The sequence below is a fragment of the Nonomuraea terrae genome (assembly GCF_044465245.1).
GTDB lineage: Bacteria > Actinomycetota > Actinomycetes > Streptosporangiales > Streptosporangiaceae > Nonomuraea > Nonomuraea terrae.
Window position 1 is genome coordinate 219,364 of sequence record NZ_JBITLL010000003.1, and the last position, 26,463, is coordinate 245,826.

General features: G+C 73.0%; 22 protein-coding genes. 13 read left to right on the plus strand and 9 right to left on the minus strand.

Translation table 11 applies throughout. The features are described 5' to 3' along the window. Positions 1-5 precede the first annotated feature (5 nt). Both ACIBP6_RS13510 and ACIBP6_RS13515 read right to left on the minus strand, forming a co-directional pair. Positions 6-1,154: an amidohydrolase family protein gene (locus ACIBP6_RS13510; RefSeq protein WP_397051885.1), complete on the minus strand. Its 1,149-nt coding sequence runs from the start codon at positions 1,152-1,154 to the stop codon at positions 6-8. A 45-nt stretch (positions 1,155-1,199) separates the two neighbouring features. Continuing rightward, positions 1,200-3,326 (minus strand): anthranilate synthase component I, encoded by a 2,127-nt coding sequence (locus ACIBP6_RS13515; protein ID WP_397051887.1) that lies wholly within the window; start codon positions 3,324-3,326, stop codon positions 1,200-1,202. 236 nt (positions 3,327-3,562) lie between these two features. Here ACIBP6_RS13515 and ACIBP6_RS13520 point away from each other — a divergent pair, with 236 nt between their 5' ends. From ACIBP6_RS13520 to ACIBP6_RS13550, 7 genes are all read left to right on the plus strand, one after another. Then, entirely contained in the window at positions 3,563-4,762 is a 1,200-nt protein-coding gene (locus ACIBP6_RS13520; protein ID WP_397051889.1) for a cytochrome P450, read from the plus strand. A gap of 48 nt (positions 4,763-4,810) precedes the next feature. Beyond that, on the plus strand, positions 4,811-5,422 hold the full coding sequence (locus ACIBP6_RS13525; RefSeq protein WP_397051891.1) for a TetR/AcrR family transcriptional regulator: 612 nt from the start codon (positions 4,811-4,813) through the stop codon (positions 5,420-5,422). 11 nt (positions 5,423-5,433) lie between these two features. Next, positions 5,434-6,867: a glycosyltransferase family 39 protein gene (locus tag ACIBP6_RS13530; RefSeq protein WP_397051893.1), complete on the plus strand. Its 1,434-nt coding sequence runs from the start codon at positions 5,434-5,436 to the stop codon at positions 6,865-6,867. A 126-nt stretch (positions 6,868-6,993) separates the two neighbouring features. Then, positions 6,994-10,482 (plus strand): S8 family serine peptidase, encoded by a 3,489-nt coding sequence (locus ACIBP6_RS13535; protein ID WP_397051894.1) that lies wholly within the window; start codon positions 6,994-6,996, stop codon positions 10,480-10,482. A 46-nt stretch (positions 10,483-10,528) separates the two neighbouring features. Beyond that, positions 10,529-11,515: a DUF4394 domain-containing protein gene (locus tag ACIBP6_RS13540; protein ID WP_397051896.1), complete on the plus strand. Its 987-nt coding sequence runs from the start codon at positions 10,529-10,531 to the stop codon at positions 11,513-11,515. Between the two features lie 48 nt (positions 11,516-11,563). After that, positions 11,564-13,147 (plus strand): CocE/NonD family hydrolase, encoded by a 1,584-nt coding sequence (locus ACIBP6_RS13545; RefSeq protein ID WP_397051898.1) that lies wholly within the window; start codon positions 11,564-11,566, stop codon positions 13,145-13,147. Next, on the plus strand, positions 13,129-14,079 hold the full coding sequence (locus ACIBP6_RS13550; RefSeq protein WP_397051900.1) for a helix-turn-helix transcriptional regulator: 951 nt from the start codon (positions 13,129-13,131) through the stop codon (positions 14,077-14,079). The genes ACIBP6_RS13545 and ACIBP6_RS13550 overlap by 19 nt, the downstream gene beginning before the upstream one ends. 52 nt (positions 14,080-14,131) lie before the next feature. On the opposite strand, the gene ACIBP6_RS13555 is transcribed toward ACIBP6_RS13550, so the two are convergent. Continuing rightward, positions 14,132-15,022: an SDR family oxidoreductase gene (locus ACIBP6_RS13555; protein ID WP_397051902.1), complete on the minus strand. Its 891-nt coding sequence runs from the start codon at positions 15,020-15,022 to the stop codon at positions 14,132-14,134. Between the two features lie 311 nt (positions 15,023-15,333). Between ACIBP6_RS13555 and ACIBP6_RS13560 the strand changes: the two genes are divergently transcribed. Continuing rightward, the gene (locus tag ACIBP6_RS13560) at positions 15,334-15,543 is read left to right on the plus strand and encodes a DUF3311 domain-containing protein (RefSeq protein WP_111183040.1); all 210 of its coding nucleotides are present in this window, start codon (positions 15,334-15,336) and stop codon (positions 15,541-15,543) included. After that, positions 15,540-17,147: a monocarboxylate uptake permease MctP gene (gene mctP / locus ACIBP6_RS13565; protein ID WP_397051904.1), complete on the plus strand. Its 1,608-nt coding sequence runs from the start codon at positions 15,540-15,542 to the stop codon at positions 17,145-17,147. The genes ACIBP6_RS13560 and mctP overlap by 4 nt, the downstream gene beginning before the upstream one ends. A gap of 37 nt (positions 17,148-17,184) precedes the next feature. On the opposite strand, the gene ACIBP6_RS13570 is transcribed toward mctP, so the two are convergent. Next, entirely contained in the window at positions 17,185-17,535 is a 351-nt protein-coding gene (locus tag ACIBP6_RS13570; protein ID WP_132608904.1) for a DUF6285 domain-containing protein, read from the minus strand. A 93-nt stretch (positions 17,536-17,628) separates the two neighbouring features. Here ACIBP6_RS13570 and ACIBP6_RS13575 point away from each other — a divergent pair, with 93 nt between their 5' ends. Genes ACIBP6_RS13575 through ACIBP6_RS13590 form a run of 4 tightly spaced genes read left to right on the plus strand, consistent with a single transcriptional unit; the run spans position 17,629 to position 22,442 of the window. Next, on the plus strand, positions 17,629-19,407 hold the full coding sequence (locus ACIBP6_RS13575; protein WP_397051907.1) for an alpha/beta fold hydrolase: 1,779 nt from the start codon (positions 17,629-17,631) through the stop codon (positions 19,405-19,407). A 53-nt stretch (positions 19,408-19,460) separates the two neighbouring features. Next, positions 19,461-20,243, plus strand: coding sequence for a CPBP family intramembrane glutamic endopeptidase (locus tag ACIBP6_RS13580; RefSeq protein WP_397051909.1), 783 nt, complete (start codon positions 19,461-19,463; stop codon positions 20,241-20,243). A 40-nt stretch (positions 20,244-20,283) separates the two neighbouring features. Beyond that, positions 20,284-21,474 (plus strand): acyl-CoA dehydrogenase family protein, encoded by a 1,191-nt coding sequence (locus ACIBP6_RS13585; RefSeq protein ID WP_397051911.1) that lies wholly within the window; start codon positions 20,284-20,286, stop codon positions 21,472-21,474. After that, positions 21,471-22,442, plus strand: a complete 972-nt coding sequence (locus tag ACIBP6_RS13590) for a phosphotransferase family protein (RefSeq protein WP_397051913.1) — start codon at positions 21,471-21,473, stop codon at positions 22,440-22,442. The genes ACIBP6_RS13585 and ACIBP6_RS13590 overlap by 4 nt, the downstream gene beginning before the upstream one ends. 12 nt (positions 22,443-22,454) lie before the next feature. Here ACIBP6_RS13590 and ACIBP6_RS13595 read toward each other — a convergent pair whose 3' ends face one another. The 5 genes from ACIBP6_RS13595 to ACIBP6_RS13615 form a co-directional block, all read right to left on the minus strand. Continuing rightward, positions 22,455-22,865 carry a hypothetical protein gene (locus tag ACIBP6_RS13595; protein WP_397053427.1) on the minus strand — a complete coding sequence of 137 codons (411 nt, stop codon included), beginning with the start codon at positions 22,863-22,865 and terminating at the stop codon, positions 22,455-22,457. A 53-nt stretch (positions 22,866-22,918) separates the two neighbouring features. Beyond that, positions 22,919-23,791 (minus strand): CPBP family intramembrane glutamic endopeptidase, encoded by an 873-nt coding sequence (locus tag ACIBP6_RS13600; RefSeq protein ID WP_397051915.1) that lies wholly within the window; start codon positions 23,789-23,791, stop codon positions 22,919-22,921. A 141-nt stretch (positions 23,792-23,932) separates the two neighbouring features. Further along, positions 23,933-24,466 carry a hypothetical protein gene (locus ACIBP6_RS13605; RefSeq protein WP_397051917.1) on the minus strand — a complete coding sequence of 178 codons (534 nt, stop codon included), beginning with the start codon at positions 24,464-24,466 and terminating at the stop codon, positions 23,933-23,935. Between the two features lie 172 nt (positions 24,467-24,638). After that, on the minus strand, positions 24,639-25,916 hold the full coding sequence (locus ACIBP6_RS13610) for an RNA polymerase sigma factor (protein WP_397051919.1): 1,278 nt from the start codon (positions 25,914-25,916) through the stop codon (positions 24,639-24,641). A 3-nt stretch (positions 25,917-25,919) separates the two neighbouring features. After that, complete coding sequence (locus tag ACIBP6_RS13615) at positions 25,920-26,264, minus strand: YciI family protein (protein WP_397051921.1); 345 nt, start codon at positions 26,262-26,264, stop codon at positions 25,920-25,922. Positions 26,265-26,463: the final 199 nt, after the last annotated feature.

Consider the following 26,463-nt stretch of genomic DNA (forward strand, 5'->3'; position numbering starts at 1 on the left):
CCAGGTCACAGGCGGTAGACGCGGCGGGCGTTGGCGGAGCCGATCATGTGGGCGACGCGGGCGGCGTCCGCGGCGCTCCATTCGCCCTGGGCGAGCCGGGAGCCGAGGGCGGCCGCCAGGGCGCGGCGGTAGGACAGGGCGGCGAGGTAGGCGGTCTCGGCCAGGCCCCGGCAGCCCGAGCTGAACAGCTGTTTGTGGAACGGCGCCAGCTCCAGCAGCTCGTCCATGACCCGGGCCGAGGCGGCGGCGGTGTGGGGCAGGGCGAGGCCGACGTCGACGTACACGTGGGGCAGCGCGCCGGCGAGGTAGGCGGCCTGGCGGTGGTACGGGTAGCAGTGCAGCAGGATGATCGGCACGCCGAGCGGTTGCAGCTGCCGGGCGAACGCGCCCAGCCGGGCGGGGTCGGCGCGGTGCGGCTCGGCCGGCGCCCGCCCGCCGAAGCCGGTGTCGAACTGGACCGGCAGCCCACGTTCCCTGGCCACGTCGATCGCGCACCACAGCAGGTGGCGCAGCAGGACGGGGTCGGTGAGCGGCTCCTTGGGGTCGGCCAGGCGCCGGTTGGCGGCCGCGATGACCGCTCCCCTGGTGGGCCTCGCGGGGTCGAAGTCGAGGCCGTGCAGGGCGCCGATGACGGTCTTGAGCCCGACCGCCCGGGCGGCCCGCGCGGTGAGCTCGTCGCCGAGGCCGTCGAGGTAGTCGACGGCGATCTGGGCGGTCTCGGCCACGTCGCGTTCGATGCGTTCGATGCGGACGAGCTCGTCGGCGGCGGCCCCGCCGTGGCGGCCCATCTCGGCGGCGGTCAGCGTCTCGACGTCGTCGGCGGCGGTGTCGATGAGGAACGCCACCACCCCCGCCTCGCCGAGCAGGCGCCGGTTGACCTCAACGGCGCCGAGCTCGGCCCGGCGGGCGAGGTAGACGGCGGGCGGCGCGTGCGGATCGAGGTCGAGCACGGGCGCGCACCAGCGCCGTACGGCCACGCCGAACGGGGTGTCGAAGCGGGTGGTGCCGGGCGGCGCAGAGGCGGCGCCGTCGCCGATGAGCAGCTCGAACTGCGCCCGGCTCAGGTCGTCGCGCCGCACCCCGTGACAGTGGTGGTCGACGAGCGGGGCGAGCAGCGCGTCACGCACCGTGCCGGGCAGGTCTACGGGGAGCATGCGGAGACTCTAGGGGAGCTCCGCACGCCCCCGCCCGCGTTTTACCTACCTGCGGGACAGACGCAGCACGTTCGCGATGATCTTCGCTCCGGCGCCGCCCTCCTGGGTCAGGATCGACTCCGGGTGGAACTGCACGGCGTAGCGGCGGCGCCGGACGTCCTCGATGGCCATGACGTTGCCGTCGGGGGTGAGGGCGGTCGGGGTGAAGCCGACCACGCCGGGCCGCTTGGCGTGCAGCGAGTGGTAGCGGGCCGCGGTGAACTCCGGCGGCAGCCCGTCGAGCAGCGCGCTGTCGCCGAGCCGCGCGACCCGGCCGCGCTTGCCGTGCTCGGGGTAGTCGAGCAGCTCGAGCGTGCCACCGGCGTGCTCGACCATGGCCTGCAGGCCCAGGCAGACGCCGAACACCGGCAGGTCGCGGGCGTAGATCTGGTCGAGCAGGGCGGAGATGCCGAAGTCGGTCGGCCAGCCGGGGCCGGGCGAGAGCACCACGAGGTCGGGCGCGATCTTGTCGAGCATGTGGACGGGGAAGCCGTGGCGCAGCGTCACGACGTCGGCGCCCTCCTGGCGGAAGTAGTCGGCCAGGGTGTTGACGAAGGAGTCCTCGTGGTCGACCAGGAGCACCTTCAGGCCCAGGCCGGGCTGCTCGCGGGGCTCGGCCACCGGCACGGAGTCGGGCCGGCCGACCGCCGCGAGGGCACCGAGCAGGGCGCTGGCCTTGAGCTCGGTCTCGCGCTCCTCGGCCTCGGGGTCGGAGTCGAACAGCAGCGTCGCGCCGGCCCTGACGGTCGCCACGCCGTTCTTGACCTGCGCGGTACGCAGGGTCAGGCCGGTGTTCATGGAGCCGTCGAAGCCGATGAAGCCGATGGCGCCGCCGTACCAGCGGCGGGTGGTGGCCTCGTGGTCCTCGATGAACTGCATGGCCCACGTCTTGGGGGCGCCGGTGACGGTGACGGCCCACATGTGGGTGAGGAAGGCGTCGAGCGCGTCGAACTCGGGGCGCAGCCGGCCCTCGATGTGGTCGACGGTGTGGATGAGCCGGGAGTAGAGCTCGATCTGGCGGCGGCCGATGACCTTGACCGTGCCGGGGACGCAGATGCGCGACTTGTCGTTGCGGTCGACGTCGGTGCACATGGTCAGCTCCGACTCCTCCTTCACGCTGGACAGGAGGGTGCGGATGGCCTCGGCGTCCTCGACCGGGTTGCTGCCGCGGGCGATGGTGCCGGAGATGGGGCAGGTCTCGACGCGGTCGCCGCTGACCCGGACGTACATCTCGGGTGAGGCGCCGACCAGGTGCTCGCCTTCGCCGAGGCTGATGATGAACTCGTACGGGGCCGGGTTGCTCCTGCGCAGGCTGCGGTAGAAGGCGGACGGGTCGGCGCAGGGGGCGTGGAAGACCTGGCCGGGCACGACCTCGAACAGGTCGCCGCGCTTGAACTTCTCCTTGGCCGCGGCGACGACCTTGGCGTATTCGCCTCTCTCCGGGTTCTTCGGCAGCTCGCCGGTGGCCGCCCGGGGCAGGGTCTCGCCGGTACGCTCCAGGCCGCGCGTGCTGACGCCGTCGACGGTGAACTCGTAGCGGAACTCGAGGCTGGTCTCGCGCTGCCGGTCGATCACCACCAGCCGGTCGGGCAGGTGGAGCACGAGGTCGCGCTGGTCGCCGGGGCGCAGGAGCTCCTGCCGGATGGGCTCGAACTGGAAGGCCAGGTCGTAGCCGAAGGCGCCGTAGAGGCCGAGGTGGGGGTCGTCGCCCTTGAAGGCGGCGATGACCTCGCGGATCGCGGTGAACACGGTAGGCCGGCGGCTGCGCATCTCCTCCGGCAGCAGGTCCTCCGACTCGGGCACGTGCACCTCGACGCGGTCGGCCGTGGGCTCGGTGAGCGGCTTGCCCGCGGCCAGGAGGCAGGAGGCGACGGCGGGCAGCACGATCCGGCCGCGCTCGTTGAGGGCCGTCGCCGCGATGGTGCGGCCCTTGGCGACCAGCTCCAGGCACGGGTCGACGTAGCCGAAGGCCCATCGGCTGTAGCGGCCCGGGTAGTCCATGCCCGAGGAGAAGGCGCCGCCGCGCCGCTCGCCGAGAGCCGTGACGATCTCTTCCAGGGCGGCTTCGTCGACCTCGCGTGACTCGCGTTCGACGCCGATGCCCCCGGCGGTGGTATATCCGCTCGTCGCCATTTCCTGCCCCTTACCACGTCAAATGATCGAGCCCCGGGGCGGACACGAGAAAGGCCGCCATCCGGGGCGGCCAGTCCGTCGAGAATGCGAAACCCGCGCCGCCTAGGAGCGGCGCCACCACTGGAGCTGAGCGTGATTTCGCATGCGTTCCACACTAACCGCCCCACCATGATCGCGCAACGCGACCCGCCACCCCCATGGACGTATTTCAATACAGAGCTGTACTGTATTGAAATATGACCTCTTCGGAAGGAAGCCTCGAGGTGGCCGAGACCGCGGCGTTCAGGCTGCCCCGCGACCGGCCCACGCCGTTCGATCCGCCCGCCGGGCTCGCCGGGCTGCGCGAGATCACCCGCCTCAGCTACACCGACGGCCACCAGGGCTGGCTGGTGACCGGTTACGCACTGGTGCGCGCGGTGATGGCGGACCCGCGCTTCAGCGCCCGGGCCGAGCTGCAGCACATGCCCTTCGGGCCCGCGGGGCCCCGGCGGCCCGCGCCGCCCGGGATGTTCCTGTCGACCGATCCGCCCGAGCACACCCGCTACCGCCGTCTGCTCACCGGCGAGTTCACCGTGCGCAGGATGCGGCTGCTCACCGAGCGCATCGAGCAGATCACCCGCGCACACCTGGACGCCATGGAGCGGCAGGGCCCGCCCGCCGACCTGGTCGAGTCGTTCGCGGCGCCGATCCCGGCGGTCGTGATCTGCGAGCTGCTCGGCGTGCCGGAGGACGAACGGGGCCGGTTCCTGGCCCACGCCGTCACGCTCACGCGGGGCGACCGCCCGCAGGAGGAGATGATGGCGGCGGTGACGGCGATGGTCGCCCACATGCGGGAGCTGGTGGCGGCCAGGCGGGCCAGGCCGGGCGACGACGTGCTCAGCGGGCTGACCAGGAGCGACCTCACCGACGAGGAGCTGGCCAACATCGGCTTCATGCTGCTCGGCGCCGGGCTGGACACCACCGCCAACATGATCGCCCTGGGCGCGTTCCTGCTGCTGTGCCGTCCGGACGAGCTCGCCGTGGTCCGCGCGGACCCGGGGCACACCGATCAGCTGGTGGAGGAGCTGCTGCGCTACCTCGCGATCACCCCCTTCCTCGTCCGGACCGCGCTGGAGGACGTCGAGCTGGGCGGCGAGCCGGTGCGCGCCGGGGAGACGGTGACCCTCTCGATCACGTCGGCCAACCGTGACCCCGCGCGCTTCCCCGATCCCGACCGGTTCGACCCGCTGCGCCCGGCCGGCGGACACGTGGGCTTCGGCCACGGCGTGCACCAGTGCCTGGGCCAGCAACTCGCCCGGGCCGAGATGAGGGCGGCGTTCCCCGCGCTGCTGGCCAGGCTCCCGTCGCTGCGGCTGGCCGTCGAGCCGGAGCAGGTGCCGCTGCGTACGGACACGCCCATCTACGGGGTCCACGCCCTTCCTGTCACCTGGGAGTAGGCGAATAGACTCGCGGCGGCGGTACGACGACGAGCAGGGGGCGGAGGCATGACCGGGGCGACGCGAGCACCACGCCCGGCCGGCCGCCCGCGCAGCCAGGAGGCCGACGCCGCGATCCTCGCCGCCGCGCTCGATCTGCTCATCGAGCTGGGCGCGCAGCAGCTCAGCATCGAGCAGGTCGCCCGGCGGGCCGGGGTGACCAGGGCGACGGTCTACCGCAGGTTCGCCGACAAGACGGCGCTGCTGGTGCGGGCCCTGGAGTGGAACGCCCACGCGTACAACCCCGGCTTCACCGGCTGGCGCGACGTCGAGGACATGATCGCTGACTGGGCGGCCTACCTGGTGTCGCCGCGGCACCGCCGGCTGCTGCGCCGCCTGTGGGGCAGCGTCGACGACTATCCGGAGCTGATGGCGACGTACCGGCCGCTCAAGGGCGGGCAAGGGGCGGCGGCGGTGGACGAGATCCTGCGCCGGGCCCGCGACGCCGGGCGCCTGCCCCAGGACGCCGATCTCGACGCGGTACAGGAGATCCTGCGCGGCGCGGTGTTCAGCGTCGCGCAGGACTCCGACGACGACGCCGAGCGGATCACGGCGTACTTCATGACGATCCTGAAACAGACCGGGTACCGGGCAGTGACAAGGGACCGGGAGAGAAATTAGCCTCGGCGTCCATGGGACCGCCCTGGGCCTGGCGGCCCGTCGCCGCGATCGCCGTGCTGCTGTTCGCGATCCTGCTGGCGCTGAGCCCCGGCTACGGATACCACCGTGACGAGCTGTACTTCCGCGTGTTGTCGGAGCATCCGGCCTGGGGGTACGCCGACCAGCCGCCGATGACGCCGATGCTGGCCGGTGCGGGGATCGCGCTGTTCGGCGACACGGTCACGGGGATCAGGGTGTTCCCGGCGCTGGCGGCCGCGCTGCTGGTGGCGCTGGTGGCGCTGATCGCGCGGGAGCTGGGCGGGGGCCGGGCGGCGCAGGTCATGGCGGCGGCGGGCACGGCGACGGGGGCGTACACGCTGATCTCGGGGCACACGCTGCTGACGGTCAGCTTCGACCTGCCGTTGTGGGCGGCGGCGATCCTGTTCATGCTCAGGGCGCTGTCACGGGATCAGCCGCGCTGGTGGCTCGCGGCGGGCGCGGTCGTGGGGCTGGCCACGTACAACAAGCACCTGATCGCGCTGCTGGTGCTGGGGCTCGCGGTGGGGCTGGCGGCCGTGGGGCCGCGGCGGACGCTGGCGAGCCCGTGGTTGTGGGCCGGGGCGCTGCTCGCGGCGGTGATCGCGGCCCCGAACCTGGTCTACCAGGTGGCCAACGACTGGCCGCAGCTGGCGATGGCGGCGGCGCTGAGCGCGGACGAGGGCGCCGAGATGCGGATGCTCTTCGTTCCGATGCAGCTGGTGTTGTTCGGGCCTGTCGTGCCGGTGATCGCGGCGTTCGGGTTCGTCCGGCTGTGGCGTGATCGGCGGGTTCGGGCCCTGGCCGTGGCGTACCCGGTCGCGGCGGTGGTGACGCTGGTGACCGGAGGCCGGTTCGACTACACGGGCGGGCTGATCTTGCTGCTGTTCGCGGCGGGGTGCGTCGGCGTCGTGGCGGCGGCCCGTACCCGGCTCGCGGGCGCGTTCCTGGCGGTCGGCGCGGCGGGGTCGGCAGTGCTCGCGCTGCCGCTGGTGCCGGTGGCCGCGCTGGCCGGGACGCCGGTGCCGGCGATCAACGAGGTGGCTCGGGAGTCGGTCGGCTGGCCGGCCTTCACGGCGGCGGTCACCGGGGTGCGCGACTCGCTGCCGCCCGCCGAGCGGGACCGCGCGGTGGTCCTGACGGGCAGCTACGGCGAGCACGGCGCGCTGCGCCTGGCCGGGGTGCCACGCGTCTACTCCGGCCACAACGAGCTCTGGCACCACGGCCCTCCCCCGGCCGGCGGCGTCACCGCGATCCTGGTGAACGTCGGGCCGCGCGGGCGGGCGCTGTTCGGCTCGTGCGCGGAGCGGGCACGGGTGGACAACGGCGTCGGCCTGGAGAACGAGGAGCAGGGCATGCCGGTGCACCTGTGCCGCGAACTGCGCCAGCCCTGGGCGACAATCTGGCCTATGTGGCGACATTTCAGCTGACCAGATTTCATTTCCTTGAGTAAAGTAACGTTTTACGTTTGCTATTGCTTTGCTGACACGTTCTCTTCACTCTTCTCGGCAGAGGCGTAAAGATCACCTGCCTCCCTCTGCCGTGAAGGAGAGCCCGTGCCCCACACCCTCCGCCGGCGCGCGATCCTGACCGGGATCGTCACCGCCGCACTGTTGTTACCCCAGGCGGTAGCACAGGCGGCGCCCGATCCGGCCAAGATCGACGCCGCTGTCCAGGCGCAGCTGGACCAGGACGACAAAGCCACCTTCTGGGTCCGGATGAAAGGGGACGCCGACCTGAGCGGCGCCCGCCGGGCCGTCACCAAGGACGCCAAGGCCGAGCAGGTCTTCGAAGCCAAGACCGAGCACGCGCGCACCTCCCAGGCCGGTGTGCGCAAGCTGCTCGACTCCCGCGACGCCGACTACACGCCGTTCTGGATCGTCAACGCGGTGCGGGTGACGGCCGGCGAGAAGCTCGCCGCCGAGATCGCCGCGCTGCCGGAGGTCGAGGGCATCGAGCCGGTGCGCACGCTGTCGGTGCCCAAGCCCGACGCCGGCCCCGCCGAGCCCAGGGTGAACGCGGTGGAGTGGAACATCGACCGCGTCGACGCCCCGCGCGTCTGGGACGAGCTGGGCAACCGCGGCGAGGGCATCGTGGTCGCCAACATCGACACCGGCGTGCAGTTCGACCATCCCGACCTGGCGGCGTCGTACCGGGGCAGGAACCCGGACGGGTCGTACACGCACGACTACAACTGGTTCGACCCGGCGGGCGTCTGCTCGCCCGGGGTGCCGTGCGACAACAACGGTCACGGCACGCACACCATGGGCACGATGACCGGCGCCAACGGCATCGGCGTGGCGCCGGGCGCGACGTGGATCGCCGCCAAGGGCTGCGAGGTCAACACCTGCACGGACGCCTCGCTGCTGGCGGCCGGGCAGTGGGTCCTGGCCCCCACCGACCTGAACGGCGGGAATCCCCGCCCGGATCTCGCGCCGCACATCGTCAACAACTCCTGGGGCGGCGACGGGTTCGACCCGTGGTACAAGCCGACCGTCGAGGCGTGGGTCGCGGCGGGCATCTTCCCGGCCTTCTCCAACGGCAACGAGGGACCGGCCTGCGACACCAGCGGCTCCCCCGGCCAGTACGAGATCTCCTACAGCGCCGGCGGTTTCGACGTGAACAACGCGCTGTACGCCCGTTCCAGCAAGGGCGAGGGCGAGAACGGCGAGACGAAGCCGAACATCGCCGCCCCCGGCGTCAACGTGCGCTCCTCGACCCCCGGGAACACCTACGCCAGCTACACCGGCACGTCGATGGCCTCGCCGCACGTGGCGGCCACGGTGGCGCTGATCTGGTCGGGCTCGCCGGGCCTGGAGGGCGCGGTGGCGGCCACCCGTCCGCTGCTGGACAGCACGGCGATCGACGTCGCGGACACCGGCTGCGGCGGCACCGCGCAGGACAACAACATCTGGGGCGAGGGCCGGCTGGACACCTACGCCGCCGTGCGGGCCGCTCCGGACGAGGGCCTGGGGCGGCTGTCCGGCACGGTGAGCGCGGGCGGTGAGCCCGTCTCCGGGGTGACCGTCACGGTGACCGGCCCGCTGACCCGCAGGGTCGTGACGGGCGCGGACGGCGCGTACGCCCTGCCGCGCCTGCTGCCGGGCGCCTACCGGCTGACCGCGGAGAAGTTCGGCTACGACAGCGCCACCGCGGAGATCACGATCGCGGCCGACCAGGAGGCGAGCGCCGACGTTCCCATGACCGCGCAGGCGGCGGGCACGGTGTCCGGCACGGTGACGACGGCGGGCACGCCGGAGCAGGGCGCGACGGTCGCCGCGGCCGGGACGCCGGTGAGCGCGGTGACCGACGCCGCCGGCCGCTACAGCCTGCGGCTGCCGCACGGCGCGTACGAGCTGGAGGTCACGCCGGTCTCGCGCTGCTCCAGCGGCGCCACGGCGGAGGTCACGGTGGGCGGGGACGTCGTGCGGGACATCGAGCTGCCGCTGCGCGGCGACGACTTCGGCTACACGTGCGTGAGCGGCCGGCAGGAGTACGTCGCGGGCACCGAGCGGCTGACGCTGACCGGCGACGACGAGGCCCAGCAGATCACGCTGCCGTTCCGGGTCCCGTTCTACGGCACCGGGCACGACCGGGCCTGGATCGGCACGAACGGATACCTCACGTTCGCCGAGGGGCGGGTGACGACCGGCGGCAACGGGCGGCTGCCGAGCACCGGCATCCCGAACAACGCGGTCTACCCGTACTGGGACGACCTGGTGGATGCGCAGGCCGGGATCTACACGGCGGTGACGGGCACGGCGCCGCGCCGGACGTTCGTGGTCGAGTGGCGCGACGTCACCTTCTACAACGAGACCGGCCAGCGGGTGTCGTTCGCGGCGCTGCTGGGCGAGGACGGCTCGATCGGGTTCCGGTACAAGGACATCGAGAGCGAGCGCGACCAGGGCTCCAGCGCCACCGTCGGCGTCGAGAACGCGACCGGCGACGACGCCCTGCTGTACTCCTACGAGGAGGCGGCGCTGTCCAGCGGGCAGAGCCTGACGTTCACCGCGAGCAGGCACGGCCTGGTCACCGGCACGGTCACCGACGCCAACGACGGCGACCCCATCGCCGGGGCGGCGGTGCTGATCGGCGACGCTGCCACGTTCACGACCGGCGAGGACGGCGCCTTCTACGGGCAGGTGCCGGCCGGCGACTACGAGGTCGTGGTGTCCAAGGAGCACTACGGCACCTTCACGCAGGCGGTCACGGTGGCCCCGGCGTCGGTGACGCGGATCGACACGGCGCTGGTCACCGGCCGGGTGAGCGCGTCGGCGGCGGAGCTGACGGTCGTCATGCCGGCCGGGCAGAGCCGTACCCGGACGCTGGAGCTGACGAACCTGGGCGCGCCGACGCCGTACACGGTGACGGGCGGGCCGTGGTTCTCCGTCACGCCGGCCGGCGGCGAGCTGGACCGGGGCGAGTCGGTGACCCTGGAGGTCGAGGTGGCCAGCGACGGGGTCGCGCCGGGGACGTTCCGCGAGGGCACGCTGGTGGTCGAGTCGGCCAGCGGCCGGCAGCCGGCCATCGAGGTGGCGGTGACGGTCGTGGTGCCCGAGCACCAGGTGGCCGTGGACGTGGGCGCCTCGCGGAGCTTCCTGGACAGCGCCGGTGACACCTGGACGCCCGACCGGCGCTACACCCAGGGCGGTCACGGCTACGTCAGCACGTCCAGCCGGGCGCGGAGCACGTCGAGGACCATCTCCGGCACCCCCGACCAGGGGCTGTTCCGGACGGCGCGGGAGGACATGCTGGAGTACCGCTTCGACGGCGTCCCGGACGGCGTCTACACGGTGGAGCTGGACTTCGCCGAGATCGAGAACACCCGGATGGGCAAGCGGGTGTTCGACGTGCTGGTCGAGGGGCAACTGGCGATCCCGGCGCTCGACCTGGCCCTGGAGGCGGGCACGTACACCGCGGTGACCAGGCAGTACACGGTGGAGGTGACCGACGGGCAGCTCAACGTGCGCTTCGCGAGCCGGCAGGGCGCGACGCTGGTGAACGCCGTGCGCGTCTCCGAACGGCCCGACCGCACGGCCCCGTAACGGCAGGAGCCCGTCCCGCCCTTCGCGGCGGGGCGGGCTCTTCCGTGTGGCGGGCCGTCGTCGGGCCGGGTTCGTCCGTACGCATCCGCGCCTGTCCGGCAGGCGAAGAAAGGGGACAAGACGACACCCCCAACACGAGGAGATCTCATGCGCAAGCAACTGGCGCTCGCCGCCGCCGTGCTCGGCGCGGGCGCGATCCTGGCCGCGCCCGCCGAGGCCCAGCACCGTTGCGACGTCCCGGGCCCGCAGACCTGGCAGCGGGCCGCGGGTCACCGGGCTGACCACCCGGGGCGAGCTCGTCGTCTTCGACGCCGGCGCCCCGCGGGCCGTCGACCGGGTCGGCCGGATCAGCGGCCTGCGGGGCGACCGCAGGGTCGTCGGCATCGACCACCGGGTGCAGGACCGCAAACTCTACGCCGTCGGCGACCGCGGCGGCGTCTACACCCTGGACGGCAGGGCGCGAGCGACCAAGGTCTCACAGCTCACCGTCCCGCTGTCCGGGCGGCGGTTCGGCGTCGACTTCAACCCGGCGGCCAACCGGCTGCGCGTCATCAGCGACACCGGGCAGAACCTGCGCCACAACATCGACGACCCGGCCGGCGCTCCGGCGAGCGGCGTGACGGTCCGTGACGGGGCGTTGACGAACCCGGCCGTACCGCCCGCCACCAGTGGGAAGACCGCGACCGGCGTGACCGGCGCCGCCTACACCAACAACGACCTGTCCGCGGGCACCGCGACGACCCTGTTCGACCTGGACACCATGACCGACCAGGTGTCCGCGCAGTCGCCCGCCAACGCCGGCAACCTGGCGCCGACCGGGAAGCTCGGCGTGAACGCGGCGGCCGACGCCGGGTTCGACGTGCACAGCCGGCTGCGCGGGGGCGTGACGGTGGCGAACACGGCGTACGCGACCATCAGGTCCGGCGGCGCGTACCGCTTCTACCGGATCGACCTGCTCACCGGTGGCGCCGTGGCGGTCGGAACGTTCCCAGCGGCCCATCAGGTCAGCGACATCGCGGTCCGGCTCGGCTGAGCGCCCCCGGGTTCCGTCGGGCGGGCCGGATCTGTTACTGGTTGGTACATGAGACGTGTGCGGCTGGAGCGGAATCTTCGCGTGCCGATGCCCGACGGCGTGACGCTGCTGGCCGACCACTACGCCCCCGGCCACGGCGGGCCGGCGCCCGTCATCCTGGTGCGCTCGCCGTACGGGCGGCGCGGGATGTTCGGCTGGTACTACGGCCGCGGCTTCGCCCGGCAGGGCTTCCACGTCGTGCTGCAGAGCTGCCGCGGCGGATTCGGCTCCGGCGGCCTGCTCGACCCGCTCGGCGACGAGCACGACGACGGCCTGGCGACCGTGGCGTGGCTGCGCAAGCAGCCCTGGTACGGCGGCTCGTTCGCCATGTTCGGCCCGTCCTACCTGGGCTACGCGCAGTGGGCGATCGCGCCGTACGCCGGGCCCGATCTGAAGGCCATGGCGTTGCAGGTCACCGCCTCGCAGTTCCGGGACGCCGCGTACGTGGGCGGCGCGTTCGCGCTGGAGTCGGCGCTGAGCTGGACCACCCTGACCGACGGCATGTCGCGCCGGTTCGGCGTCGCGGCGGGCTTCACCGCGCCCCGGCTGACCCGCCGCGCGGTCCTGTCGGGGCGGCCGGTGGCCGAGCTGGACGTGGCCTCGGCCGGGCGGCCGCTGCGTTTCTACCGCGACCTGCTGACGCATCACGCCGACCCCGCCGCGCCGTACTGGGAGAAGAGGGACTTCTCCGCGAAGGTGGGTGAGGTCGACGCGGCGGTCACCATGCTGGGCGGCTGGTACGACGTGTTCCTGCCGTGGCAGCTGAAGGACTACGCGGCGCTGCGGGCGGCGGGGCGTCGGCCGTACCTGACGATCGGGCCCTGGTACCACGTCGACTCGCGGCACGGGAAGCCGTCGATGGCCGAGGCGTCGGCCTGGTTCCGCGCGCATCTGCTCGGCGACTTCTCCGGGCTGCGGCCCGACCCGGTGCGGATCTACGTGACGGGCGCCGGGGAGTGGCGCGACTACCCCGACTGGCCGGTGCCGGGCATGTGGGAGCAGCGCTGGCACCTGCAGCACGGGTTCGGGCTCGGGGTGGAGGCGCCGCGCGAGTCGGGGCCCGACCGCTTCCGCTACCACCCGTCGCATCCGACACCGGTGATCGGCGGGCCGGTGCTGCTGGCCGACTCCCGGCCGCGCGATCAGCGGCGGCTGGAGCAGCGCCGTGACGTGCTGGTCTACAGCTCCCCGGCGCTCGACGCGGACGTGGAGGCGATCGGGCCGGTCCGCGCGGAGCTGTTCGTCCGCGCCGGCACGCCGTACGTGGACGTGGTGGTACGGGTGTGCGACGTGCACCCGGACGGGCGGTCGCTGAACGTGTGCGAGGGGGTGCGCCGGCTCGGCCCCGAGGACGGGGCGGACGGCGTCCGGCGGGTCGAGGTCGATCTGTGGCCGATCGGGCACCGGTTCCGGCGCGACCATCGGATCCGGGTGCACGTGGCGGCGGGGGCGTACCCGACCATCGCCCGCAATCCCGGCACGGGCGACCCGCTGCCGAGCGGCGGGCGGATGGTGCCCGCCGACGTCGAGGTGTTCCACTCCCCCGGCCGCCCGTCCGCGGTGGTGCTTCCGCTGTGCGCGCCTCGCGGCTGATGTCGCTGGTCCTGCTGCTGCAGACCAGGGGTGGGATGACGGCGGCGGAGCTGGCCGGGGAGCTGGAGGTCTCCGAGCGCACGGTGCACCGTGACGTGGTCGCGCTGTCGGCGGCGGGTGTGCCGGTGTACGCCGACCGGGGCCGGGGCGGCGGCTACCGGCTGCTGGACGGCTATCGCACCCGCCTGACCGGGCTCGACCGGGCCGAGGCGGAGGCGCTGTTCCTGTCGGGGGTGCCGGCCGCGCTGCGCGAAATGGGGCTGGAGGAGGTGGCGGCCACGGCCCGGCTGAAGGCCGCCGCCGCGCTATCCCCCCGGCTGCGCGACGCGCCGGCCGTCGCGGCGCAGCGCTTCCACCTGGACGCGCCGGGCTGGTTCGCGGGCGACGACCCGCCGCCGCCCGCGCTGGCGCCGCTGGCCAGGGCGGTGTGGAACGACCGGCGGGTGGCGGCCGTGTACAAGGACGCCGAGCGGGTGCTGGAGCCGTACGGGCTGGTGCTGAAGGCGGGGGCCTGGTACCTGGCGGCCCGGCTGAAGGAGCGGTTCCTGATCTTCCGGGTGCACCGGTTCGGCGAGGTCGCGCTGCTGGACGAGCCGTTCGAGCGGGATCCGGGCTTCGACCTGGCGGCGTACTGGAAGGAGCGGTCGGCGGCGTTCACCCGTTCGCTGCTGCGGGACGTCGTCACGCTGCGGCTGAGCGAGCGCGGGGTGCGCATGCTGCGGCACATCGCCGACCCGGCCGCGCTCGCCGACGCCCTGGCCTCGCTGCGGCCCGACGGGACCGTGCGGCTGGCGGTGGAGTCGGTGGAGGTGGCGTACGCGCAGGTGCTGCGGTTCGGGCCGGAGGCGGAGGTGCTCGGCCCGCCGGAGCTGCGGGCGATGGCCGCGCGGGCCGCCGCCCGGATGGCCGCGCTCTATGGGGATCAGCCATAGGCCTCCGGCCGCGTCCGGGATCAGCCGTAGGCCTCCGGGACGGCGGCCGGGATCAGCGGTAATCCTCCCAGCCGGCCTCGCCGCCCTTCTCCCGCACTTCGGTGATGTACCGCCAGACCTGCGGGCGGCTGCCGTCGGCGTCGGTGACGCCGTACGCGGCGGCGAGGTCGCCGCTGGTGACGGAGCCGCCCGTCCACCGCCGCCGGTCGGGGTCGCGGGCGAGGGCGGCCACGCCGCGGCCGGTGTAGAGCGGCGTCTCGGAGACCATCCAGGTCGGATCCGCTTCGGCCGCGCGCCAGTTGTCCTCCGTGACGCCGAAGTTGTCGAGCATCGCCTCCGAGCGCAGGAAGCCCGGAGTGACCGCGACGGCCGTGCCGCCGTGCGGGCGCAGCTCGTGCGACCAGGCGAACGCCAGCCGGTTGACCGAGGTCTTGGCCAGGTCGTAGTAGACGTTGTCCCGGTAACGCGTCTCGTTGAACTCCTTGGTGCCGTCGGTGACCTCGACGACCAGGCCGCCCTCGTGCTCGACGAGGAGAGGGAAGAGGTGGCGGCTGGTGATGATGTGGGTGTCGACGGCCAGCCGGAGCAGCCTGAGGCCCTTGGCGAGGTCGTGTTCCCAGACGGGGGTGTCCCACTCCCACAGGGGGTCGCCGCCCCACACGTCGTTGACCAGCACGTCGAGCCGGCCCTGCTCGCTCCTGACGCGGTCGGCCAGCTCGGCCACCTGGGCCGGGTCGAGGTGGTCCGTCCGCACGGCGATGCCGGTGCCGCCGGCCGCGGTGACCAGCTCGGCGGTCTCCTCGATGGTCTCCGGCCGGTTCAGCTCCGAGCGCGCCTCGCGCGTGCTCCTGCCCGTGCAGTAGACGGTCGCGCCGGCCTCGCCCAGCGCGACCGCGATGCCTCGTCCGGTTCCGCGGGTCGCTCCCGCCACCACAACAATCATGCGGCCGATCGTGCCAGGGAAAGCCGACATCTCCTGTCATCTTTCCCGGCGGGTTCGCCGTTCGGCGCGGCTGAGCGACCATTCGGCGATCACGCGCTGACCGCGGCCGCCTCGCTGTGGTTAAGGTGCAGGTTGCGGATCGTGCGGCCTTCAGGAATGCGTCTCACATATCGAGATAAGCCTCATATTTTAGGCCAAACCGTAATATGCACGACATTGGGGTTAATAACCCCGTAAAGCTAACCTCCCTCCATTGACTACACGTCAGGAGACGGTGACATCCGGCTCCTGATCCACTCATCGGAGGGTCGATGACTACCGGGGAACCCGGGCAGCCGCGTACCGACCGCAGCCCGTGGAACTGGCTGCTGGTCCTGCCGATCGTGCTGCCGCTGCTGACGTTCCTGTACAACGCCGACGAGCCCCGCCTGCTGGGCTTCCCGCTCTTCTACTGGCTCCAGATCGCCTTCATCGTGGTCGGCGTCGCCACCACCACGCTCGTCTACAGGATGACGAAGTGAGCGCGCACACGACCGAGCTGGTCGTCTTCGTCGTCCTGTTCCTGATCGTCAGCGGCATGGGCTTCGTGGCCGCCCGCTGGCGCCGCCCGAACGACCTGGCCAGCCTGAACGAATGGGGCCTGGGCGGGCGGAGCTTCGGCTCCTGGATCACCTGGTTCCTGGTCGGCGGCGACCTGTACACCGCCTACACCTTCGTCGCGGTGCCCGCCCTCGTCTTCAGCTCCGGAGCCCTGGGCTTCTACGCGCTGCCGTACACGGTCGTGGTGTATCCGCTGGTCTTCCTCGTGCTGGCGCGCATGTGGTCGGTGTCGCACGTGCACGGGTTCGTCACGCCGGCCGACTTCGTCCGGGCCCGCTTCGGGTCCCCGACGCTGGCCCTGGTCATCGCGATCACCGGGCTCGTGGCGACGATGCCGTACATCGCGCTGCAGCTCGTCGGGATCGAGGCGGTGCTCAAGGCGATGGGCATCACCGGGCACCTGCCGATCATCATCGCCTTCGCGATCCTGGCGGCGTACACCTACCAGTCGGGCCTGCGCGCGCCGGCCCTGATCGCGTTCGTGAAGGACTCGCTGATCTACATCGTGATCCTGGCGGCGGTCATCTACATCCCGGCGCAGCTGGGCGGCTGGGACTCGATCTTCGACGCGGCCAAGGCCAAGTTCGACGCGACGCCGAACCCGAACGACGGCATCGCCCTCACCGCGGCCAACCAGCTCCAGTACATCACGCTGGCGTTCGGCTCGGCGCTGGCGCTGTTCCTCTACCCGCACAGCCTCACCGGCGTGCTGGCCTCCAAGAACCGCAACGTCATCAAGCGGAACATGTCGGCCCTGCCCGCCTACAGCTTCCTGCTGGGCCTCATCGCCCTGCTCGGCTTCATGGCGATCGCCGCCGGGACCAAGCCGGTGACGACGGACGGCAAGGCCGACACGAACACGATCGTGCCGGTGCTGTTCGACCAGATGTTCCCCGACTGGTTCGCCGGCGTCGCCTACGCCGCCGTCGGCATCGGCGCGCTCGTCCCGGCCGCCATCATGTCGATCGCGGCGGCGAACCTGTTCACCCGCAACATCTACCGCGAATACATCAACAAGGACGCCACCGACGCCCAGGAGGCCAACGTCTCCAAGCTGGTGTCGCTGGTGGTCAAGGTGGGCGCGGTGCTCTGCATCCTGCTGCTGGACCCGCAGTTCTCGATCGACCTGCAGCTCATCGGCGGCGTGATCATCCTGCAGACGCTGCCTTCGGTGGCGCTGGGCCTGTACACGCGCTGGTTCCACAAGGGCGGCCTGATCGCGGGCTGGGCGGCCGGCCTGGCGGCGGGCATGTGGATGCTCTACCTCATCCCCAACCCGGCCAACGGCAAGCAGCACTTCGGCGGCTCGGCGTTCGGCCTGCAGAACCTCGGCTTCGACACCACGATGACGATCTACGCCGGGTTCCTGGCGCTGGCCGTCAACCTGGTGGTGGCGGTGATCGGCACGCTGATCTTCCGCGCCGCCAAGGTGGCCGACGGCGAGGACGCGACCAGGCGCGGCGACTATTTCGCCGACGAGGGCGACCCCGACGTCAAGGACCTGGACCTGGCCGGCTCGCACTGACCCCGCCGGCCCGCCCTCCCACGGCGGGGGCGGGCCGTCAGTCGCGGGTGAGGTGACCGGGATTGGCGACCTCCAGCTTGGCGCGTACGGCCTGCTCCAGCACGGCGAGGAGCGGGCCGTCGTCGGGCACGCGGCCGTCGCGGATGGCGGCGGCCAGCTCGGCGTCGTCGGCCACGCCCAGCTCGGCCAGGCGGGCGGCGTGCTCCGCGGCCTGCGCCGGGCCGAGCTCCAGCTCCCGCTCGACCATGCCGAGCACGTTCACCGCCACCCGGGTGTGGTAGCGGACCCGGCCCTCGACGGCCGGCAGCACGTCGCTCTGGAGGAAGTCGCGTACGGCGGCCACGAGCTCGGCGGCGGTGGGGACGTCATGCGGTTCGGTGCGCGTCACAAGCACCTCATTAGCAGAGTAGGAGCCTGATCCCAAGACGGAATCGTCCAGGGGTCGGAGGATTCGCCGGATTTCGCGGGTGAGGGTGGCAGGGTGACCATCAAAGCCCTCCTGAGCCTCGCCCTCGCCGCGGCGCTCATGCCCGCGGTCCCCCATGCGTCCGATGCCTTACATGAGTGCGCCCGCGCCGAGACGCGGTGCGACGGCACGCTGCCGGTCCCGCTCGACTGGGACGACCCCGCCTCCGAACGCATCGAGGTCGCCTTCGCCTGGATCCCCGCCGCGAAGGCCGCGACCGGCACCATCCTCGCCAACCCCGGCGGCCCGCTGCCCGCGCTGCCCGGCGTGCCACGCGTCCAGCAGGCGCTCGGCCCGGCGCTCGACCACCGCAACCTCCTCGTCGTCGACCCGCGCGGCCTGGGCGAGTCGTCCCCGCTGCTCTGCCCGGGTCTCAACCTCGCCGAACCGGACACCATCGCCGCCTGCGCGGCCCACCTGGGACCGCGCGCCCGCTTCTTCACCGCCGACCAGGCGGTCCACGACATGGACGCGGTACGCCGGGCGCTCGGCGCCGGCCCGGTCACCTTCTACGGCAACTCGTACGGCACCGTCTACGCCCAGGCGTACGCCGCCCGCCACCCGGAGGGCCTGGCCGCGGCGTTCCTGGACAGCACGGTGATCACGTCGGGGGACGGCTACGCGCAGTGGCCGCTGCGCTCCCGGCCGGACCTCCTCGACGTCGTCTGCGAGCGGTCGCGGGCCTGCCGCGCGCTGCCCGGCACGCCGGGCCGCACCTACGCGCGGCTGGTCGCGCACCTGCGCGGGCATCCCGACCCAGAGGTGCCGCTGATCACGCTCAGGGCCGTGGAACGCGTGAGCGAGCCGGTGTTCGGCCGGGAGCTGAACGCCGCGGCCACCGCCTACCTCGCCGGCGATCCCGAGCCGCTGCGACGGCTGACCCGCGCGTTGTCCGGCGCTCCGAGCCAGCCGATCGAGGGTGCGCAGTGGGCCGGTTACCTGGCCTACCGGTGCGGTGACGGAGGCTTCCCGTTCGACCGGGAGGCGGGTCCGGACGAGCGGCTGGAGCAGCTCGCCGCGCACCACGAGCGGGAACGGCCGCTGGCCCCGTACACGCCGGCCGACCTGGGTCTCGACGTGCGGGCCACCCTGGAGTTCTGCGTGCGCTGGCCGACGCCACGTCCCAGCCCGGTGCTGCCGACCGGCGCGGACCTGCCGGACGTGCCGGTCCTGGTGGTCGGCGGCGACTTCGACACGCACACGCCGGCGGAGGTGGCGCGGGCGATGCGCGTCTTCCCCGGCGCGACCTTCGTGCGGGTCCCCTTCGGCACGCACAGTCTCGCCTGGGGCGCCGGCGCGGCCGGAGAGTGCGTGCGCGCGGTGCTGCGGTCGTTCGTGACCCGCCACCGGGTGCCGGACGTGCGGTGCGACGCGGAGAACTACCGGGCGACCGGGGCGTTCCCGCGGTCACTGGGCGAGGTGGCACCGGCGCCCGTGCCGGGGCTGGACGCGGGGCGGCGGCGGGTGCTCGCGGCGGCGTTCGCCACCGCGGCCGACGCCGTGGCGCGGCGCAACCCGGACAACCTGGTCCACGCACTCATGACGGAGCAGCCCGGGTTGCGGGGCGGCCAGGTCGCCCTCGGGGACGGGGTCATCACGCTGGACCGGGCCGTCTTCGTGCCCGGGGTGGCGGTGAGCGGGCGGATCACGCTCACGCCGGACGGTCGCGCCGTCGCCTCACTCGAGGTCTCGCGGGCCCATCGGGTCGAGCTGTCGTGGACGGCGTTCACCCCGCACGGGCGTCCGGCCGTGTCGGGCACGTTCGACGGGACACCGTTCGCGTTCCGCCGCTGATCGAGATTTCAGGATTTATCTGGGTTAGATCATGTAACGGCTAGTCTGCGGCCATGCACACCGCCTCGCCCCTCGCCCCGTCACCTGTGCTCAGTCCCAGGCTCATCCACGCCGAGCTCTTCGTCGTGTTGTCGGTCTCACTCGGCGCCAGTGGGCTGCTGGCGTTCGTCCGGCTGATCGGGGCGCTGACCGCGCCGCGTGAGCTGCAGGGTCAGCAGGCCGTGCTCGTCGGGTCGATGGCGCCCGGCAGGCCGTGGCTGGACCTGACGCTGCAGCTCGTCCAGATCGCGATCGCGGTGGCGCCGGTCGGGCTGGTGGCGTACCTGCTGGCGCGCTCGGGCGAGTCGATGCGCACGATCGGGACCGACTTCCGGCGGCCGGGCTCCGACCTGGCCCGCGGCGCGGTGCTGGCGGCGGCCATCGGGGGCTCGGGGCTGGCGTTCTACCTCGCGGTCTGGGCGCTCGGGGTGAACCTGACCGTGGTGCCCGGCGCGCTGCCCGAGGTGTGGTGGCAGGTGCCGGTGCTGCTGCTCGCGGCGGCGCAGAACGGGGTGCTGGAGGAAGTGATCGTCGCCGGCTACCTGCTGCACCGGCTCGGCCAGGCCGGCTGGGGGCCGTGGAAGGCCATCGTGGTGTCGTCGCTGCTGCGCGGGTCGTACCACCTGTATCAGGGGTTCGGCGGGTTCGTGGGAAACGTGGTGATGGGGCTGGTGTTCGGGTGGGCGTACCGGCGGTGGGGCCGCGCGATGCCGCTGATCGTCGCCCACACCCTCATCGACGCCGTGGCCTTCGTCGGGTACGCCTTCCTGCACGGCAGGGTCAGCTGGCTGCCGTGAACCCGTTGACCCGGCCCCGGATCCATATTGAGATCGTTTCATGAGCTTCGCCGTGCCCGAGAGCGTACGCCCGATCCGTGACGCGGTGTACGCGTTCATGACCGAGCGGGTCGAGCCCGCGGAACCGGTGCTGCACGCGGGCGGGCCCGAGGCCGCGGCGCTGCTGGGCGAGCTGCGCGCGCAGGCGAAGAAGGAGGGCCTGTGGGCCCTCGGCCACCCGCGTGAGCTGGGCGGGGGCGGGCTGCCGTTCCTCGACTACGTCTACGTCAACGAGGTGCAGGGGCGCAGCGAGTACGGGCAGCTGGCGCTGGGGACGTACACGCTGCAGGACTCGCTGATGCTGCACGAGCACGCCTCCCCCGAGCAGCGCGAGCGCTTCCTGGCGCCGCTGGTGCGCGGCGACATCTCGCCGAGTTTCGCGATGACCGAGCCGGGCGTCTCCAGCAGCGACCCGACGCAGATCACCACGTCGGCCGTGCTCGACGGCGACGAGTGGGTGATCAACGGGCACAAGTGGTTCACGACCGGGGCCTCGCGGGCGGCGTACACGACGGTGATGTGCCGGACCGAGCAGGACGCGCCCCGGCACCTGGCGTTCTCCATGATCCTGGTGCCGACGGACACGCCGGGCTACACGATCGTCCGCGACACGCCGGTGCTGGGCCTCGGCGGGGCGCACTGCGAGGTGCGCTACGAGGACGTCCGGGTGCCCGCCTCCAACCTGCTCGGGGCGCGCGGCCAGGGGTTCGTCATCGCGCAGAGGCGGCTCGGCCCCGGGCGCGTCTTCCACTGCATGCGCTGGCTGGGGCAGGCGCAGCGGGCCTTCGACCTGATGTGCCGCAGGCTGCACGAACGGCAGGCGTTCGGCGAGCCGCTGGCGGCCAAGCAGCTCATGCGGCAGCACGTCTTCGACTCCTACACCGAGATCCAGTCCGCGCGCCTGCTCACCCTGCACGCCGCCGAGACGATCGACGCGGGCTCGCAGGCCAGGGTCGAGATCGGGGCGATCAAGGTGGTGGGTGCGCGGATGCTGCACAACGTCATCGACCGCGCCATCCAGGTGTACGGCGCCGCGGGGCTGACCCCCGACACGCCGTTGGAGCGGATGTACCGGCACGCCAGGGCCGGCCGCATCTACGACGGTCCCGACGAGGTGCACATCGACGCGGTCGGGCGGCGCATCCTGGGTGCGTACGCGGCGGGCGGCGGCTGGGAGTTCGGCCTTCGATGACCGATCTGCTCGCGATCGTGCGTAAGGCGCTCGGCGACGGGGCGGCGATCGCGTCCAGCACGCGGCTGCCCGGCGGCGCCTCCCGCGAGACCTGGGCCCTGGACGCCGTCACCCCCGGCGGGGGACGGCACGAGCTGATCCTGCGGCTGGACTCCCCCGGCGCGCCTCCCGAGGGCGGCGGGGCGGCCGGGTGGGGGCTGGCGGCCGAGGCGCGGCTGATGCGGGCCGCGGCGGGCGCCGGGGTGCCGGTGCCGCGGATCGTGGCCTGCGGGGAGACGTACATCCTCATGACGCGCGTGCCCGGCGAGACGATCCCGCGCAAGATCCTGCGCGACGACGCGTACGCGGCGGCCCGGCCGCGGCTGGCCCGGCAGTGCGGGCAGGCGCTGGCCGCGATCCACCGGATGCCGCTGTCTTCGGTGCCCGACGACGGCGGGCAGGATCCGCTGCTGCGCTGGCGCGACGTGCTGGACCAGCTGGGCCAGCCGCATCCGGTGTTCGAGCTGGCGCTGCGCCGGCTGGCCGCGACCCGGCCGCCCGGCGGTCGCCGGACGGTCGTGCACGGCGACTTCCGCAACGGCAACCTCATCATCGGTCCCGAGGGGATCAGGGCGGTGCTCGACTGGGAGCTGGCCCACGCCGGCGACCCGCTGGAGGACCTCGGCTGGCTGTGCGTGAAGGCGTGGCGGTTCGGCTCGCCGCTGCCGGTGGGCGGCTTCGGCGGCTACGACGAGCTGATCGAGGGGTACGAGCGCTCCGGCGGGCAGCTGGTCGAGCGGGAGGCGCTGCGCTGGTGGGAGACGTTCGGGGTGCTCAAGTGGGGCGTCATCTGCGTCATGCAGGCGATGCGGCACCTGCGCGGCGGCGCGCGGTCGGTCGAGCTGGCCGCGATCGGGCGGCGGGTGTGCGAGACGGAGTGGGACCTGCTGAGCATGCTGGACGAGCTGCCGCGCTCATCACGGCGCTGATCACGGCGCTGATCAGCTGGGCCGCCGCAGGGCCCGCCTCAGCGGCGAGAGCAGGAGCAGCACGCCGAGCAGCGCGTACAGGCCGGTGACCCCCGCCAGGGTGCCGGGCGGCTCGCCGACCTCCGCGCCCGGCAGGGTGCCGGCCAGGCCCATGGCGGCGTCGAGGTCGAGGGCGAACAGCGTGCCCGTGGCGGCGAGCGGCACGCCGCAGGCGAGCGCGGCGGCGGGCCAGGCGGTCAGCAGCGTGACGAGGACGGCGACCGCGGCGAGGTAGCCGAGCCCGGCGGGCGCGGGCGCGAAGGCGGCGTTGCCCGTGCGCAGGGCTCGGGCGGCGGCTTCGGCGAGGGAGCAGAGGGGCACGAGCGCGGCCAGTCCGGCGACCGCTCCCAGCAGGTGACGTACGCGCTCATCCATCCCGCTCACCGCCTCCTTCCTGCGCAGACCTTATCCGGCGGGCCCCGGCGGGGAACGGGATTTCAGCCGGGCAGGGCCGCCACGGCGACGATGGCCGTGTTGATCGCGATGTGCGTGACGATCGCCGGCCACAACGCGCCGGAGCGGGCCCTGATCCAGCACAGGATCGACCCGATCACGGCGACGGCGGCGATCGCGACCGGGTCGAGCGCGATCCCGCCGTCGCCGACGTGCACGCCGTGGCCGATCGCGAACACCGCCGTCACGATGACGCCGCCCCACCCCATCGGCGCGCCGAACACCCGCCAGGGGCGGCCGAAGACGTGGTCGAGCAGCGCGAGCAGCGCTCCCCGCCACAACAGCTCCTCGGTGGTGCCGGGCAACGTGAGCTGGAACAGCAGGTTCTCGAACGTCGGGCCAGCCGTCGCGACGCCGTTCGCCCAGTTGAGCAGTGTGTAGAGCAGGACGGTGACGACGGCGGTGACCGCCACCGGCCGCGCCGAGCCGGGCGCCGTGCGCACGGTCAGGCCGGAGCGCTCGCGCAGGACGGGGCCGGCCAGCGCGAACAGCAGCGTCACCATGGCCAGGTCGATCAGCCTGCCCTGCCAGTTGCGCTCCAGGCCGCCGAAGAACCCGAGGTCGGGCGTCCCGATGAGGCCGAAGGTGGTCAGCGCGGTCAGCCCGGCGGCGACCAGCAGCGGGCGCGGGCCGTCCACCCGCCGGGCCAGCACGGCCGGCACGGTGAGCGCCAGGCCCGGCAGCAGGAGCGTGGCGGCGAGGATCGCCGCCACGCCGAGCCGCGCGCCGACCTCGCCCGGCCCGGCCACCACCAGGGCGAGCGCGGTCACCGCCGCGAACGGCGCGCACGCGAACGCCAGCGCCCGCCCTGGGACGTGTGGGCCCGTGTCGACCGCCGGCATCGTCGGGGTCGTCATCGCCCTCCTCCGAAAAGCCGGTCGGCGTTACACCGCCGGCCTCGCCCGCCGGGTGGCTCGTCCAGGCGAACGGCCGCGGCCCTGGTCACCCCACGAGATTACGGCGGTGATCTCCTGGCCGGGAAGCCCCGGGACCACCCGTCAGGGGAAGTCCTTCGGGTTGATGGGGCTGGTGGTGGCGTTGCCGCCCCTGACCACGTTGAGGGTGAGGGTCCAGACCCGCGCCGCGGTGGCGGTCGTGACGTACGTCAGCCGCCGGTCGAAGCGCTGGTAGACGGCGCTGCGGGTGAAGCGGCCCTTGGAGGTGCTGAAGCGGTAGCCGGTGGTGAAGTAGATCCGGTACGTGCCGTCCCTGACGTCCTTGATGCTCGCGGTGGAGCGGGCTCGCACGTAGATGCTGATCGCCTTGGTCTTCCCCCTGACCAGGGTGACCACGCCGTCCTTCGCGGTGCCGTTCTTGATCGTCAGCCGGCCCAGGCCGCCGCTGTAGCGGTCGTAGATGATGCGGCCGTTGGCGGGGCGGGCCGCGGCGGCGCTCTGGGACACCGCGACGCCGGCCCGCTCCGTCGTGGCCGTCGTGGCCGCGTTGGCGGGGACGGCGGTCAGTAAGCCGCCGGCCAGTGCGACGGCCGCGACGACGCCGGTCTTGCGGGGGGTTCGTTCGAGAAATCTCATTACGTGAACATCTCCTTGCCATGGTCAGCGCCCCACCATAGAAGATCTCCAACGCTTGAGACAGCCGTTATTCACTGAGACCCAGAAATAGAAAAGGGCATTTCCCTCCTTTCGGGGCGAAATGGCACGCGCATATAGCGCGATATTTCAGGATGAGGGGGCTGCCGGGGTCTCAGCCGGCGGTCTCGCACTCGCGCAGCCGGCGTCGGAGGTGGGCCCGTTCCGGCTCGGTGCCGGCCAGGGCGAGCGCCTCCCGGTAGGCCGCCGCGGCCTCGCCCGCGCGGCCCAGCCGCCACAGCAGCTCCGCCCGCGCGGTCGCGTACGGCGGGTAGCCGCGCAGCCGCGGCTCGCCGGCCAGCTCGCCGAGCAGCGCGAGCCCCTGCTCCGGGCCGTCGCGCAGCGCCACGGCGACCGCCCGGTTGAGCGCGATGACCGGGGAGGGGTCGATGCGCAGCAGCACGTCGTACAGCGCCACGATCTGCGGCCAGTCGGTGGTCGCGACGTCGGCGGCCTCGTCGTGCAGGGCGGCGATCGCGGCCTGCACACCGTAGAAGCCGGGCGGGCCGCCGGTGAGCGCGGCGACCACCAGGGCCTGGCCCTCCTCGATCATCGTGCGGTCCCAGCGGCCGCGGTCCTGCTCGTCGAGGAGGACGAGCCCGCCGCCGGGGCCCGTCCTGGCGGCGCGCCGGGCGTGGATCAGCAACATCAGCGCGAGCAGGCCGGCGACCTCGCGTTCGCCCGGCAGCAGGCGGCGCAGGATGCGGGCCAGCCGGATCGCCTCCTCGGCCAGGTCGAGCCGCTGGAGGTCGGGGCCGGAGCTGGCGGCGTACCCCTCGGTGAAGATCGAGTAGATCACCTGGAGCACGCCCGGCAGCCGCTCGGGCAGCTCGTGCGGATCCGGCACGCGGAACGGGATGCGCGCCTGGCGGATCTTGTTCTTGGCGCGGACGATCCGCTTGGCCATGGTGGCCTGCGGAAGCAGGAAGGCACGGGCGACCTCCGGGGTGTTCAGCCCGGCCAGGCAGCGCAGGGTCAGCGCGACGCGGTCCTCGGCGGGCAGCGCGGGGTGGGCGCAGGTGAAGAACAGCTGCAGCCGCTCGTCGGGCAGCTCGCCGCCGGGATCGGCGGGCGGCGCGCCCGCCGCGCGCTCGGCCTCCACCTGCAGCAGGGCCAGGCGGGCGGCGTACGCGCGGTCGCGGCGCAGCCGGTCGACGGCCCGGCGCCTGGCCGTGGTCATCAGCCAGGCGCCGGGCTTCCGCGGGACGCCGCTCGCCGGCCAGTGGACCAGGGCCGCCTCGATCGCCTCCGAGGTGACCTCCTCGGCCAGGTCGAGGTCGCCGAAGCGGCGTACCAGCGCGGCGAGCAGCCGGCCGCGTTCCTCGCGGAAGATCGCCTCCACGGAGGAGCCGACCGGAGCCGCGGCGGCGGGATCGGGGGCGGGCCGGTCCACGGCTCAGACGTCGAACTCGGCGACCGGACGGATCACGACGGAGCCGGCGCGGGCTCCCGGGCAGCGGGCCGCCCAGTCGAGCGCGACGTCGAGGTCGGGCACGTCGATGACGTAGAAGCCGCCGAGGACCTCGCGCGTCTCGGCGAACGGCCCGTCGGTGACCGTCCGGCCGCCCGAGGAGTCGACGCGGACCGCGGTGGCGGTGGTCAGGTCGGCCAGCGACTCACCGGCGACGAAGACGCCCGCCTCACGGACGGCCTTGTCGTAGGCGGCCCAGTCCTCGAACGAGGGCACGTCGCACTCCGGGGTCTCCGCGGCGGGGGCGTTGATGAGCAGCATGTACTTCATGGTCGTTCTCCTCTGTCGTCGTGCGGCGGGGTCGCCGTCGCCCTGTCCACGAACGGGACGGACCGAGAAGGACACACTCCCAGAAATTTTTCCCTCCGATTTTCCTCGGTTCTCCCGGGGGGATCAGTCAGGGGCGCACGAGAGGCGGATGAGCGGGCGCCCTCCTCCGGTCGCCCGCCGCGGCCGATGTTCGGGCCCT

Coding starts and splice junctions, on each gene's coding strand:
- ACIBP6_RS13520 (WP_397051889.1), top strand. CDS start 3,563: ATGACCTCTTCGGAAGGAAGCCTCGAGGTGGCCGAGACCGCGGCGTTC.
- ACIBP6_RS13545 (WP_397051898.1), top strand. CDS start 11,564: ATGAGACGTGTGCGGCTGGAGCGGAATCTTCGCGTGCCGATGCCCGAC.
- ACIBP6_RS13580 (WP_397051909.1), top strand. CDS start 19,461: ATGCACACCGCCTCGCCCCTCGCCCCGTCACCTGTGCTCAGTCCCAGG.
- ACIBP6_RS13515 (WP_397051887.1), bottom strand. CDS start 3,326: ATGGCGACGAGCGGATATACCACCGCCGGGGGCATCGGCGTCGAACGC.
- ACIBP6_RS13560 (WP_111183040.1), top strand. CDS start 15,334: ATGACTACCGGGGAACCCGGGCAGCCGCGTACCGACCGCAGCCCGTGG.
- ACIBP6_RS13600 (WP_397051915.1), bottom strand. CDS start 23,791: ATGACGACCCCGACGATGCCGGCGGTCGACACGGGCCCACACGTCCCA.
- ACIBP6_RS13510 (WP_397051885.1), bottom strand. CDS start 1,154: ATGCTCCCCGTAGACCTGCCCGGCACGGTGCGTGACGCGCTGCTCGCC.
- ACIBP6_RS13555 (WP_397051902.1), bottom strand. CDS start 15,022: ATGATTGTTGTGGTGGCGGGAGCGACCCGCGGAACCGGACGAGGCATC.
- ACIBP6_RS13530 (WP_397051893.1), top strand. CDS start 5,434: ATGGGACCGCCCTGGGCCTGGCGGCCCGTCGCCGCGATCGCCGTGCTG.
- ACIBP6_RS13590 (WP_397051913.1), top strand. CDS start 21,471: ATGACCGATCTGCTCGCGATCGTGCGTAAGGCGCTCGGCGACGGGGCG.
- ACIBP6_RS13525 (WP_397051891.1), top strand. CDS start 4,811: ATGACCGGGGCGACGCGAGCACCACGCCCGGCCGGCCGCCCGCGCAGC.
- ACIBP6_RS13615 (WP_397051921.1), bottom strand. CDS start 26,264: ATGAAGTACATGCTGCTCATCAACGCCCCCGCCGCGGAGACCCCGGAG.
- ACIBP6_RS13605 (WP_397051917.1), bottom strand. CDS start 24,466: ATGAGATTTCTCGAACGAACCCCCCGCAAGACCGGCGTCGTCGCGGCC.
- ACIBP6_RS13585 (WP_397051911.1), top strand. CDS start 20,284: ATGAGCTTCGCCGTGCCCGAGAGCGTACGCCCGATCCGTGACGCGGTG.